This is a genomic window from Streptomyces sp. NPDC055099 (assembly GCF_053607685.1).
The window spans coordinates 797,728-810,786 of the sequence record NZ_JBSGUA010000001.1; the positions used below are offsets into that span (position 1 = coordinate 797,728).

Annotated in this window: 10 protein-coding genes and 1 pseudogene; 5 read left to right on the forward strand and 6 right to left on the reverse strand. The window is 69.3% G+C overall.

The genetic code is table 11. The features are described 5' to 3' along the window. Window positions 1-3: 3 nt before the first annotated feature. The gene (folC, locus tag ACWFRU_RS03575) at window positions 4-1,530 is read right to left on the reverse strand and encodes a bifunctional tetrahydrofolate synthase/dihydrofolate synthase (protein WP_453684208.1); all 1,527 of its coding nucleotides are present in this window, start codon (window positions 1,528-1,530) and stop codon (window positions 4-6) included. Between the two features lie 132 nt (window positions 1,531-1,662). Here folC and ACWFRU_RS03580 point away from each other — a divergent pair, with 132 nt between their 5' ends. Continuing rightward, entirely contained in the window at window positions 1,663-2,670 is a 1,008-nt protein-coding gene (locus tag ACWFRU_RS03580; protein WP_453684210.1) for a rod shape-determining protein, read from the forward strand. A 16-nt stretch (window positions 2,671-2,686) separates the two neighbouring features. Here the strand turns inward: ACWFRU_RS03580 and ACWFRU_RS03585 are convergent, their stop codons facing one another. After that, window positions 2,687-3,850, reverse strand: coding sequence for a sensor histidine kinase (locus tag ACWFRU_RS03585; RefSeq protein WP_453684212.1), 1,164 nt, complete (start codon window positions 3,848-3,850; stop codon window positions 2,687-2,689). Window positions 3,851-3,980: 130 nt separating this feature from the next. Here ACWFRU_RS03585 and ACWFRU_RS03590 point away from each other — a divergent pair, with 130 nt between their 5' ends. Further along, a complete protein-coding gene (locus tag ACWFRU_RS03590) occupies window positions 3,981-4,634 on the forward strand; it encodes a hypothetical protein (protein ID WP_453684214.1) in 654 nt (217 codons plus the stop codon). 20 nt (window positions 4,635-4,654) lie between these two features. Here the strand turns inward: ACWFRU_RS03590 and ACWFRU_RS03595 are convergent, their stop codons facing one another. Then, on the reverse strand, window positions 4,655-7,279 hold the full coding sequence (locus tag ACWFRU_RS03595; protein WP_453684216.1) for a valine--tRNA ligase: 2,625 nt from the start codon (window positions 7,277-7,279) through the stop codon (window positions 4,655-4,657). A 136-nt stretch (window positions 7,280-7,415) separates the two neighbouring features. On the opposite strand from ACWFRU_RS03595, the gene ACWFRU_RS03600 reads away from it, so the two are divergent. After that, window positions 7,416-8,354 carry a hypothetical protein gene (locus tag ACWFRU_RS03600; RefSeq protein WP_453684218.1) on the forward strand — a complete coding sequence of 313 codons (939 nt, stop codon included), beginning with the start codon at window positions 7,416-7,418 and terminating at the stop codon, window positions 8,352-8,354. A 108-nt stretch (window positions 8,355-8,462) separates the two neighbouring features. Then, window positions 8,463-9,437: pseudogene (locus ACWFRU_RS03605) on the forward strand (hypothetical protein). A gap of 66 nt (window positions 9,438-9,503) precedes the next feature. Here the strand turns inward: ACWFRU_RS03605 and ACWFRU_RS03610 are convergent. Then, window positions 9,504-9,848, reverse strand: coding sequence for a hypothetical protein (locus ACWFRU_RS03610; RefSeq protein WP_453684219.1), 345 nt, complete (start codon window positions 9,846-9,848; stop codon window positions 9,504-9,506). Between the two features lie 99 nt (window positions 9,849-9,947). On the opposite strand from ACWFRU_RS03610, the gene ACWFRU_RS03615 reads away from it, so the two are divergent. Further along, window positions 9,948-10,820: a hypothetical protein gene (locus tag ACWFRU_RS03615; protein ID WP_453684221.1), complete on the forward strand. Its 873-nt coding sequence runs from the start codon at window positions 9,948-9,950 to the stop codon at window positions 10,818-10,820. A gap of 71 nt (window positions 10,821-10,891) precedes the next feature. Here ACWFRU_RS03615 and clpX read toward each other — a convergent pair whose 3' ends face one another. Together clpX and ACWFRU_RS03625 are read right to left on the reverse strand one after the other, a co-directional pair. Continuing rightward, window positions 10,892-12,178, reverse strand: a complete 1,287-nt coding sequence (gene clpX / locus ACWFRU_RS03620) for an ATP-dependent Clp protease ATP-binding subunit ClpX (protein WP_453684223.1) — start codon at window positions 12,176-12,178, stop codon at window positions 10,892-10,894. A 156-nt stretch (window positions 12,179-12,334) separates the two neighbouring features. Then, window positions 12,335-13,015, reverse strand: a complete 681-nt coding sequence (locus ACWFRU_RS03625; RefSeq protein WP_453684224.1) for an ATP-dependent Clp protease proteolytic subunit — start codon at window positions 13,013-13,015, stop codon at window positions 12,335-12,337. Between the last annotated feature and the right edge of the window lie 44 nt (window positions 13,016-13,059).

Below are 13,059 nucleotides of genomic sequence, written 5' to 3' on the forward strand. Positions count from 1 at the left end.
GAGTCAGCCCCTCCCCAGGAGCAGTCGGGCCTCGCCGACCGTGATGACGGAGCCGGTGACCAGGACGCCACCGCCCGCGTACTCGCCCTCTTCCTCGGCGAGTGTGATCGCGGCTTCCAGCGCGTCCGGCAGGCGCGGCTCGACCTGGACGCGGTCGTCGCCGAAGACCTCGACGGCGATCCCGGCCAGCGTGTCCGCGTCCATCGCCCGATGGCTGGAGTTCTGCGTGATGACGACCTCGGCGAAGATCGGCTCGAAGGCTTCGAGCAGCCCCTTCATGTCCTTGCCGTCGCTCGCCGCGACCACGCCGATCAGGCGGCTGAAGTCGAAGACCTCGCTGACCGCCTCGGCGGTGGCGCGGGCGCCCGCCGGATTGTGCGCGGCGTCAAGGACGACGGTCGGCGAGGTGCGCACGACCTCCAGGCGGCCCGGCGACGAGACCGAGGCGAAGGCCTTGCGGATGGTGTCGATGTCCAGGACGCGCGCGTGCTGCGAGCCGATGCCGAAGAACGCCTCCACCGCGGCGAGCGCGACGGCGGCGTTGTGCGCCTGATAGGCGCCGTGCAGGGGCAGGAAGACCTCTTCGTACTCCCCGCCGAGGCCGCGCAGGGTCAGGAGCTGGCCGCCGACCGCGACCGTGCGGGAGACGATGCCGAACTCCAGGCCCTCGCGGGCCACCGTCGCGTCGACCTCGACGGCCTTCTTCAGGAGCACCTGCGCCGCGTCCACCGGCTGCTGGGCGAGGATCACCGTCGCGTCCTGCTTGATGATGCCGGCCTTCTCCGCGGCGATCTCGCCCGGCGTGCCGCCCAGGCGGTCGGTGTGGTCCAGGTCGATGGGCGTGACGACGGCGACCGAGCCGTCGATCACGTTCGTCGCGTCCCAGCTGCCGCCCATGCCGACCTCGACGACGGCGACGTCCACGGGGGCGTCCGCGAAGGCCGCGTACGCCATGCCCGTGAGCACCTCGAAGAAGGAGAGGCGGTAGTCCTCCTTGGCGTCGACCATCTCCACGTACGGCTTGATGTCGTGGTACGTCTCCACGAAGCGCTCGGCCTCGATGGGGGCGCCGTCCAGGCTGATCCGCTCGGTGATCGACTGGACGTGCGGCGAGGTGTAACGCCCGGTGCGCAGCTCGAAGGCGCTGAACAGGGCCTCGATCATGCGGGCCGTGGACGTCTTGCCGTTCGTGCCGGTGATGTGGATCGAGGGGTACGCGCGCTGGGGCTCGCCCAGGACGTCCATCAGCGCGGCGATCCGGCTGACGGAGGGCTCCAGCTTCGTCTCCCCCCAGCGGCCCGCGAGCTCTGTCTCGACCTCGCGCAGCGCCTTGTCCACCTCCGGGTCGGTGGGGCGCGACGGGATGTCGCCCTGGGGCGGGCCCGCCTGCGTGCGCAGGGTGCGGCTGCCCGCCTCGATCACGGCGAGGTCGGGGTCGCGGTCGGTCTCGGCTTCGACGATCTCTTCGAAACGGTCGTCGCTCTCGTGGTCGTCGGGGCGGGCGCTGTCAGGCGGGGGGAGGTCACTCACGTACGCCAGTCTACGGACGGGGTGTGACAGCCGCCGTCGGGACCTGCTCGGGCCCGCTCGGGACTTTGGTCCCGTCCGATTCGGGACCTTGGTCCCCCCGGTCCGGTCGATCGCCGGGCAAACTTGGCGATCATGGACATAGGCATCGACCTCGGTACAGCGAACACCCTTCTCTACGTACGCGGTCAGGGCATCGTGCTCAACGAGCCGTCCGTGGTCGCCGTCAAGGAGGGCGCGCGCACCGCCCTCGCCGTCGGTACGGAGGCCAAGCAGACGATCGGCCGGACCCCGGGCACGATCACCGCGATCCGCCCGCTGCGGGACGGCGTCATCAGCGACTACGAGGCCGCCGAGGAGATGATCCGGCACTTCGTGCGCAAGGCCGTGCCGGGGCGCCGTCCCCGTACGCGGATGGTGGTGTGCGTGCCGAGCGGTGTCACGCAGGTCGAGCGCAGGGCCATCGTGCACGCGGCGCAGCGGGCGGGGGCCCGTGCCGTACATCTGGTGGAGGAGCCGATGGCCGCGGCGATCGGGGCGGGGCTGCCGGTGGCGGAGCCGCGGGGTTCGATGGTGGTCGACATCGGGGGCGGCACGACCGAGGTCGCGGTGATCTCGCTGGGCGGGATCGTCACGGCGCAGTCGCTGCGGGTGGGCGGGGACCGCTTCGACGAGGCGATCACGAACTTCGTGCGCAAGGAGCACGGGCTGCTCATCGGCGAGCGGACCGCCGAGGACATCAAGGTCGCGGTCGGCTCGGCGTGGCCGGTGCCGGGGGACGACGCGCTGGAGTCGCGGACGTTCACCGTGCGGGGCCGGGAGAAGGTGCGGGGCCTGCCGAAGACGGTGGAACTGACGGTGCGTGAGGTACGGGCGGCGCTCGACGAGCCGGTGGAGGCGGTGATCGCCGCGGTGCGGGCGACGCTGGAGGAGTGCCCGCCGGAGCTGTCCGGCGACGTGATGGAACACGGCATCATCCTGACCGGCGGCGGCGCGCTCCTGCCGGGCCTCGACCTGCGCATGGCGTCGGCGACGGGCATCCCGGTCTTCGTGGCGGACGACCCACTGGACAGCGTGGCGCTGGGCTGCGGGAAGTGCGTGGAGGACTTCGACGGGTTGGAGCGGGTGATGTCGGCGGCGTAGGTTCCGCGAGGGACCCTCAGGCCAAGTCCCCCGCGGGCAGCGTCGCGAGGACCGCGTAGAGCCCCCCGCAGGGGCCCGCCGAGAAGGTGCCGCCCATCGTGTGGACCCGCTCGGCCATCCCGGCGGTACCGGTCCCTGCGGAGACGGGCGGGAAGGAAGGCCCGGCGCCGGGCAACGCGTTGCGCACGCTGACCCGCAGGTGCCCGCCGGCGACCCGTACCCGCACATCCACCCGCTCCCCCGGCGCATGCTTCGCCGCGTTCGTCAGGCACTCCTGCACCACCCGGTGCACGGCGGCCTGGCGGATCGGCGAAAGCCGGTACGCGGCCCCGTCGATCAGGAGATCGACCGGCGTCCCCGCCCGCTCACTGCGCTCGGCGAGCTCGCCGAGCGCGTCGAGCCCGGGCGTGGGGGCACCGTCCACACCGCGCCGCACGATGATCTCGTTCAGCATGCGGTGCGCCGAACGCGCCGTCTCCGACAACTCCTCGAAGCCGTCCTCGAAGTCACCGCCCGTGGCCGCCCGCCGCGCGAGCACCTGCGAGCGCACGCTCAGCAGGGTCAGCTCACGGCCCACGAAGTCGTGCACGTCCCGCGCGATACGGGCCCGCTCCTGCTGGACCGCGTGCAACGCGTCCGTCTCGGCCCGCTGCGCCTGGAGCGCCCGCACCAGGTCCTGGCGGTTGGCCGCGACCCCGACCCCCGCGGCGAGCACGCCGATCGGCACGACCAGGCCGAGGAAGGAGCCAAGGGTGTCCCCGCGGTGCACCGGCCAGCCGGGGAGGGTGAACATCACGTACGCGAAGGCCACGTACCCGATCACGCCGAACGTACCGGCGAGACGGCCGCGGTACCGGCCCAGGGAGTACAGCGCGAACTGGGCGAGGGTCAGTTCGTGCAGCCAGCCGATGAACACGAGAGCCACCGCGTACGTCACCCAGGGCGCGCCGCGGCGCACCAGCAGGGACGCGGCGCCGCAGGTGAGGACCAGGGCCGCGAGGGGGCCGTTGAGGGCGTTGTCCGCCTCGGCGAGGCCGGGGATGTCCAGGCTCATCAGGGCCAGGCAGCTGCCCGCGGTGAGAGCGTCGAGGGCCCGGGGCGCACGCGACCAGCGCCCGGCCAGACGGCGGCCCGCGGCCGTCGCCCCGCGGATCGCCTGGGCGACGGGCTGGTCGTGCATGTCCTCCATCACCCAAGGTCTTTCTGCCCGAATCATCAGACTTATGACCTTTATTTCGTGAAGTGTGACACGTCGACGTCACCCGGCGTGGCGGTCCCCGAAAGCCTGCCACCGGGGGTCAAATCACACCATGTGGTATGCCCAGAATCCCGGCCGACGGACTCGCCAACTGCTCGGTGACGGCGCGGTCCTGCTCTGGACCGCGCTGTGGACCGCCGCCGCCGTCGTCGCCTACCGGCTGGCCTGTCTGCTCACCCGTCCCGCACCGGAGACCCCGGCACCGCCCATCGGCGACCCCTCGCGCCTGCCCCTGGTCGGTGATCGCGTCGACTCCGTGCTGCGCGTCGCCGCGGACGTGGCCGGAGCCGGGGACCCGGTGACCGTACGCGCGGCGGTGATCGTGGGCGCCGTCGTCGTCTTCCTCGTGCCCGTGGGTCTGGTGCTCAACAGCTGGCTCCCCCGCCGCCTGCGCTGGATCCGGCAGGCCGCGGCCGCCCACGAGCTCGCCGCGAGCGACGACGGCCGTGAACTGCTCGCCCTGCGCGCCCTGCTGCGCCCGCTCGACGAGGTCGCGCGGACCGCACACGAGCTCCCCGACGCCACCGCGGGCAGCCTCGCCGAGGGCTGGCGTGGCGGCGACCCCGACGTCATCGACGCGCTCGCCGAGGCGGAGCTGGTGCGCCTCGGGCTGCACATCCCCGAGGACATCCCCGAGGACATCCCCGACAACGGGACAGGGCTCACGGAACCGTACGGTCCCATGAGCCCTGTCTCCACTGCCTGATCGGGTGGCAGTCCGCGTGACTAGCCCTGCGGCAGCCCGTCCAGCTGGGCCTGCAGGCGGGCGATGTCGGCGTCCGCCTTGGTGAGGCGGCCACGGATCTTGTCGACCACGTTGTCCGGCGCCTTAGCCAGGAACGCCTCGTTGCCCAGCTTCGCCGTGGCCTGCGCCTTCTCCTTCTCGGCGGCGGCGAGGTCCTTGGCGAGGCGCTTGCGCTCCGCCGCGACGTCGATCGTGCCCGACAGGTCGAGCGCGACCGTGGCGCCCGAGACCGGCAGCGTGGCGGTGGCCGCGAAGCCCTCGCCCTCCGGCTGGAGCCGCAGGAGCTGACGGATGGCCGCCTCGTGCGGGGCGAGCGCCGTGCCGTCCAGGGAGAGGCGGGCCGGGACCTTCTGGCCCGGCTGGAGCCCCTGGTCGGCGCGGAAGCGGCGGACCTCGGTGATGACCTGCTGGAGCGTCTCGATCTCCTGCTCGGCGCCGCGGTCACGGAAGCCGCTGTCGGACGGCCACTCGGCGATCACGAGGGACTCGCGGCCGGTGAGGGTCGTCCAGAGCGTCTCCGTGACGAACGGGACGATCGGGTGCAGAAGGCGCAGCGTCACGTCGAGGACCTCGCCAAGGACGCGGCCCGAGACCTTCGCCGCGTCGCCGCCGCCCATGAACGTGGTCTTGGACAGCTCGACGTACCAGTCGAAGACCTCGTCCCACGCGAAGTGGAAGAGGGCATCCGACAGCTTGGCGAACTGGTAGTCGTCGTAGAGCGCGTCGACCTCGGCGACCGTCGCGTTCAGCCGGGACAGGATCCAGCGGTCCGTCGCCGAAAGCTGCTCGGCGGGCGGGAGTTCGCCCTCGATCGTGGCGCCGTTCATCAGCGCGAAGCGCGTGGCGTTCCAGATCTTGTTGGCGAAGTTGCGCGAGCCCTGGACCCAGTCCTCGCCGATCGGCACGTCGACGCCGGGGTTGGCGCCGCGGGCCAGCGTGAAGCGGACGGCGTCCGAGCCGTACTTGTCCATCCAGTCGAGCGGGTTGACCGCGTTGCCGAAGGACTTCGACATCTTCTTGCCGAACTGGTCGCGGACCATGCCGTGCAGCACGATCGTGTGGAACGGCGGGGTGCCGTCCATCGCGTACAGACCGAACATCATCATCCGGGCGACCCAGAAGAACAGGATGTCGTAGCCGGTGACCAGGACGGAGTTCGGATAGAACTTCGCGAGGCTCTCGGTCTCCTCGGGCCAGCCGAGCGTGGAGAACGGCCACAGGCCGGACGAGAACCACGTGTCCAGGACGTCGGAGTCCTGGGTCCAGCCCTCACCCGTGGGCACCTCGTCGTCGGGCCCGACGCAGAGAACCTCGCCGTTCGGGCCGTACCAGACCGGAATCCGGTGGCCCCACCACAGCTGGCGCGAGATGCACCAGTCGTGGAGGTTGTCGACCCAGTCGAAGTAGCGCTTCTCCATCTCCTGCGGGTGGATCTTGACCTCGCCGTCGCGGACGGCGTCACCCGCGGCCTTGGCGAGCGGGCCGACCTTGACCCACCACTGCATCGACAGGCGCGGCTCGATGGTGGTCTTGCAGCGCGAGCAGTGGCCGACGGAGTGGGTGTACGGACGCTTCTCGGCGACGATGCGGCCCTCGGCGCGCAGGGCGCCGACGATGGCGGAGCGGGCCTCAAGACGGTCGAGCCCCTGGAAGGGACCGGCAACAGTGATAACGGCGTGCTCGTCCATCACCGCGATGTTCGGCAGGTCGTGGCGCTGGCCGATCTCGAAGTCGTTCGGGTCGTGCGCCGGCGTCACCTTGACGGCGCCGGTGCCGAACTCGGGGTCGACGTGCTCGTCGGCGACGACGGGGATCGTACGGTCGGTCAGCGGCAGCTTGATCTGCTTGCCGACCAGGTGCTTGTACCGCTCGTCCTCGGGGTGGACCGCGACGGCGGTGTCACCGAGCATCGTCTCGGCACGGGTGGTGGCGACGACGATGGTCTCGTCCCCCTCCCCGTACTTCATCGACACCAGCTCGCCGTCGTCGTCCTGGTACTCGACCTCGATGTCGGAGATCGCGGTCAGGCAGCGCGGGCACCAGTTGATGATGCGCTCGGCGCGGTAGATCAGCTCGTCGTCGTAGAGCTTCTTGAAGATCGTCTGGACGGACTGGGAGAGGCCCTCGTCCATCGTGAAGCGCTCACGGTCCCAGTCGACGCCGTCGCCGAGGCGGCGCATCTGCCCCGAGATCTGGCCGCCGGACTCGCCCTTCCACTTCCAGACGCGCTCGATGAACTCCTCGCGCCCCAGGTCGTGGCGGGACTTGCCCTCCTTGGCGAGCTCGCGCTCCACGACGTTCTGCGTGGCGATGCCGGCGTGGTCCATGCCCGGCTGCCACAGCGTCTCGAAGCCCTGCATGCGCTTGCGGCGCGTGAGGGCGTCGATGAGCGTGTGCTCGAAGGCGTGCCCGAGGTGCAGGGAGCCGGTGACGTTCGGCGGCGGGATGACGACGGTGTACGGGGGCTTCTCACTCGCCGCGTCGGCGGAGAAGTAGCCACGTTCTACCCAGCGCTCATACAGCGTCCCCTCTACCTCGGCCGGCGCGTACTGGGTCGGCAGTTCGGTGGTGGGCGCTGGATTCTGCTGCTGAGTGTTCTCGGTCACCGGGCCAGTTTAGAGGTGTCACAGACCCGTCCCGAAACCGGATTCTTGAGTAACGGTTGCGGCCGTGCGCCCCACGGGGCTTCGCCTTCGGTCAGGATGTCGGCATCACATAAGCGTTCGGAGGGGAACCCACGCGATGAGCTACAACCAGCCTGGCCCGTACGGCGGGCAGCAGCCCCAGCAGCCCGGTCCTTACGGGCAGCAGCCGGGCCAGCCTGGACCCTACGGCCAGCAGCCGCAGGCTCCCCAGCCCGGCTACGGCTACCCCCAGCAGCCGCCCCAGGGCGTCCCCCCGCAGCAGGGCGGCTACAGCCAGCCGCAGCAGCCGGGGCCGTACGACCACAACCAGCCGGGCGGCCCGTACGGGCAGGTCCCACCGCCTCCGCCCGCGGGTGGCGGCAGCGGGAAGAAGACCGGGATCATCATCGGCGCGGTCGTCGCGCTCGTGGCGATCGGCGGCGGCGTCTGGTGGTTCACGGCGGGCAAGGACGACAGCTCGTCGTCGGCGGGCAACTCCGCGGTCGCGGACGACGGCGCGCACAAGCTGGTCACGCCCGAGACGGTGCTCTCCGAGTACAAGAAGAAGGCCGGGACCAGCGACGGCTTCGACGACGATGACATGAAGGAAGCCGAGAAGGACGGCGTCAAGAACGGCACGCCCGTGGACGCGGAGTACCAGTCGGGCGACAAGAGCAACCCGCTGGCACAGAAGATGATCAAGTTCATGGGTGTCTACGGAGAGATCGACAACCCGTCCAAGGTGGTCGACGGGATGTTCGCCAAGATGAAGAAGGAGTCGGTGAACGAGAAGACCGACACGGGCGAGCTGATCGGCAGCCCCAAGAGCTTCAACGGCGACGGCGCGGTCCTCAAGTGCCAGGAGACGGAGATCAAGGGCGGCAGCTCCGGCCCCAAGTCGATCCGCATGCCGGTCTGCATCTGGGGCGACAACAGCACGCTCGGCGTCGTGATCCCGGTCGACATGGCGTCCGCCATGACCGGCAAGAGCGCCTCGCTGGAGGACGCCGCGGACACCACGTCCAAGCTCCGCAAGGAAGTACGCGTCAAGTCGTGACGCCCTGAGGGCGCCTCCGCGCGCACAGCAGCCCCGGTCACTTCGGCCGGGGCTGCTTCCGTCAGGATGTCGGCATCACATCAGCACACTCACGGGGGAACCCACGTCATGAGCTACAACCAGCCAGGCCCGTACGGCGGCCAGCCGCCCCAGCAGCCCGGTCCTTACGGCCAGCAGCCGCAGGCACCCCAGCCCGGCTACGGCTACCCGCCGCAGGCCCCGCAGGGCGTACCTGGGCAGCAGCCCGGCCCGTACGGCCAGCAGCCCCAGGCTCCTTACGGCCAGCAGGCTCCCTACGGGCAGGTCCCGCCGCCTCCGCCCCCGCAGGGCGGCGGCAAGAAGACCGGCTTGATAATCGGCGCCGTGGCCGTGGTCGCTGCCGCAGCGGTCGGCGGCTACTTCTTCCTCGCGGGCGGTGACGACGACAAAAGCGACGGCAAGAAGGGCGGCTCCTCGTCCGTGGCGGACGGCGGCTCCGGGATCGAGGACGACGGCCCACACAAGTTGACGACGCCGGCGACCGTCCTCACCAAGTACAAGAAGGAAGACAGCTCGGGGAGCAACGGCGCTGGTGGCGGCATGGCATCCGGCGACCTCGCGGAGGCCGAGAAGTACGGCGTCAAGAACGCTAAGGATGTCCAGGCCGCCTAGCAATCCGGGGACGAGAGCAACCCCTTGGCGGTGAAGGCTCTGAACTTCGGCGGCGTCTACGGCGACATCGAGGCCCCTGAGACCGTCGTCGACGCGCTGTTCTCGGAGATGGAGAAGGACGCCAAGAACGGCAGCTCAGAGGACGTCACCCTGGTTGGCCAGCCCAAGGAGTACAAGCCTGCCGGACTGAACGGCGCTGTCCTCAAGTGCCAGGAAATGAAGGTCGATCTAGGCAGTTCCGGCGGCACGACCGGCGCCAGCGGGGCGCCGAGCGAGATGTCCACGGCGACCTGCGTCTGGGGCGATGACAGCACCATCGGCTTCCTAGTGAACGTGGACGCGGCGACCGCACTGGCGGGCAAGGCCGCCGACCTCGACGAAGCCGCGGAGACAACGGCCAAGTTCCGCGGGGAAGTCCGCGTCAAGCTCTAGGAGTGACCGCACGCTCTGGAGAGGGGCGTGCGGCCCCCTCCAGGCGCGAGCCTACGGACGCAATGCCTAGGCTGCCGCCGCACGGCACGCGGTGGCGGCGACATTGCTCTTGACGCCCATCGTCACAAGGCTGATGGGGCACGATTGCCGAATAACCGAGCTGCCGGAGTCCCCGTTCTTGCAGGCCAACCTCGCCTTCGGGCCGACGTTGTAGTCGAAGCGCTCCAGGTAGTTCATGCACTCAACCGGATTGGCCGACGCAGGAGTTGCCGTCACCACCGGCACAACCGCCGCCGCCGCGACCATACTTGCCGCCACCACTACTCGCTTCACGTTGAGCGACTTCATTCTGTTCCCCATCAGTGCTTGTTCTGCCAGCCGCCAGTAACGACGGTTGACGTGGTCATGCATGAGTAGATCACGCCCCGAAGCAGACCCGTGCTCTGCCTCCCCGCCTCCATCAGCCAAGATGTCCGGGCCACATCAAGTACGCGGAGGGGAACCCACGTAATGAGTTACAACCAGCCGGGCCCGTACGGCGGTCAGCCGCCGCAGCAGCCCGGACCCTATGGCCAGCAGGCGCCCTACGGCGGCCCTCAGCAGCCGCCCGCGCCACAGCCCGGATACGGCTACCCCCAGCATCCCCAAGGCCCCTACGGGCAGCAGCCGCACGCTCCTTACGGGCAGCCCCCGTCGAGCGGTGGCGGCAAGAAGGCCGGGATCATCGTCGCCGCGGTCGTCGCGGTCGCCGTGATCGGTGCCGGTGTCTGGTGGTTCACCGCGGGCAAGGACGGCGGCTCCGTCGCCGACGACGGCAAGACGTACAAGCTGACGACGCCCGCGTCCATCCTCGGCGGCGAGTACAAGAAGGCCGACTCCGGCGGCGGTGGCGGCATGACCTCCAGCGACCTCAAGGACCTGGAGCAGCAGGGCGTCAGCAACCCCAAGGACGTCTTCGCCGCGTACAACTACGGCGAGGGCTCGGCCATGAAGTCCCTCAACTACTCCGGCGTGTACGGCGAGATCGACGACCCGGAGAAGGTCGTCGACGCCATGTTCGCCGAGATGGAGAAGAAGTCCACCGAGGAGCCCGGGAGCATCCAGCTCATCGGCAGCCCCGAGGAATTCACCCCGGACGGCTTCGAGAACGGCGTCATGAAGTGCCAGCAGGCCGAGTTCAAGATGGGTGAGACCGGCGCCGGCGACGAGGGCGTCCCGAACAGCTTCAAGACGCCGATGTGCGTCTGGGGCGACCACAGCACGGTCGCGTACGCCGCTTACTCCGATGTCGCGGCGACGGCCAGCGGCGCGGACATCAAGCTGGAGAACGTCGCCAGCCTGGTGACCAACCTGCGGGACGACGTGCGCGTCGAGGTCAAGTAGGCGGTACGGGAATGTGAGAGGGGCGCCCGGCGATCGAATCGCCGGGCGCCCCTTTCATGTGAGCCCTGAAGCTAAGCGGACTTCATCTCGCCCGTCCCGGAGCCCCGCGCGTCACGCGGCACCAGGGTCGGGTTCACGTTCGAGTGGACGACGTCCGCCGTGATGACCACGCGGGCCACGTCCTTGCGGGACGGGACCTCGTACATCACCGACTGGAGGACTTCCTCCATGATGGCGCGCAGACCACGCGCGCCGGTCTGGCGCAGGATCGCCTGATCGGCGATGGCCTCCAGGGCCTCGCGCTCGAAGTCCAGCTCCACGCCGTCGAGTTCGAAGAGCCGCTGGTACTGCTTGACGAGCGCGTTGCGCGGCTCCACCAGGATCTGGAGCAGAGCCTCGCGGTCCAGGTTGTGGACCGAGGTGATCACGGGGAGGCGGCCGATGAACTCCGGGATCATCCCGAACTTCACCAGGTCCTCCGGCATGATGTCCTCGAACCGGTCCTTCTCCTGAAGCTCGCGCTTGGAGTGGATCGTGGCGCCGAAGCCGATGCCCTTCGCGCCCGCCCGCGACTCGATGATCTTCTCGAGGCCGGCGAACGCGCCGCCCACGATGAAGAGCACGTTCGTCGTGTCGATCTGGATGAACTCCTGGTGCGGGTGCTTACGGCCGCCCTGCGGCGGAACGGAGGCCGTGGTGCCCTCCAGGATCTTCAGCAGGGCCTGCTGGACGCCTTCTCCCGAGACATCGCGCGTGATCGAGGGGTTCTCGCTCTTGCGGGCGACCTTGTCGATCTCGTCGATGTAGATGATGCCCGTCTCGGCCTTCTTGACGTCGTAGTCAGCGGCCTGGATGAGCTTCAGGAGGATGTTCTCGACGTCCTCGCCGACATAGCCCGCCTCCGTGAGCGCCGTCGCGTCGGCGATGGCGAACGGGACGTTCAGCATGCGCGCGAGCGTCTGCGCGAGCAGCGTCTTGCCGGAACCGGTCGGGCCGAGCAGCAGGATGTTGGACTTGGCGAGTTCGATCGCGTCGTCACGGCCCTGCGCGCCGCCGGTCTCACCGGCCTGGACCCGCTTGTAGTGGTTGTAGACCGCCACCGAGAGGGCTTTCTTCGCGGGCTCCTGGCCCACGACATACCCCTCGAGGAATTCGTAGATCTCGCGAGGCTTGGGGAGTTCCTCCCACCGCACCTCGCTCGTCTCCGCGAGCTCTTCCTCGATGATCTCGTTGCAGAGGTCGATGCACTCATCGCAGATGTACACACCGGGACCTGCGATGAGCTTCTTGACCTGCTTCTGACTCTTCCCGCAGAACGAGCACTTGAGCAGATCGCCGCCGTCACCGATGCGTGCCACGAGGTGCTTCCCCTTCGCCTGGGAGACGCCACGTTCAGCGGCTCCTGGTGCCTCATATCCGACGGTACCTTGCCTGGCCCCCCGTTCGGGCCCCCCTTGGCACGGTTCACTTTGACGTGGACCGTGCCAAGGAACGGCAGATGCTACAGCCCTGCGTCAGACGACCGAGGAGTTGTTCATCTTCCGGGTGGAGATGATCTGGTCGACCAAGCCGTACGACAGGGCGTCCTCGGCAGTGAGGATCTTGTCGCGCTCGATGTCGTCGCGGATCTTCTCGATCGGCGTCGTGGAGTGCTTGGCCAGCATCTCCTCCAGCTGCGAGCGCATCCGGAGGATCTCGTTCGCGGCGATCTCCAGGTCGGAGACCTGACCGCGGCCCGTCTCGCTGTAGGGCTGGTGGATCAGCACGCGCGCGTTCGGGAGCGCCATGCGCTTGCCCGGCGTACCGGCCGCGAGGAGCACGGCGGCGGCGGACGCGGCCTGGCCCATGCAGACCGTCTGCACGTCGGGCTTCACGAACTGCATCGTGTCGTAGATGGCCGTGAGCGCCGTGAAGGAGCCGCCGGGGCTGTTGATGTAGATCGAGATGTCACGGTCCGGGTCCATCGACTCCAGGCACAGGAGCTGCGCCATGACGTCGTTGGCCGACGCGTCGTCGATCTGCACGCCGAGGAAGATCACGCGCTCCTCGAAGAGCTTCGCGTACGGGTCGTACTCACGCACGCCCTGCGAGGTGCGCTCGACGAAGCGCGGGATGACGTAGCGGGACTCGGCGCTCGGGCCGGTGTACTCGGCCTGGGCGCCCTCGTAGAGGCCGCTGCCGGGGAAGTTCTTCATCTCTGTAGGTCTCCTGAGGAGCGTGGGCTTCGGTCGGCTTCGGA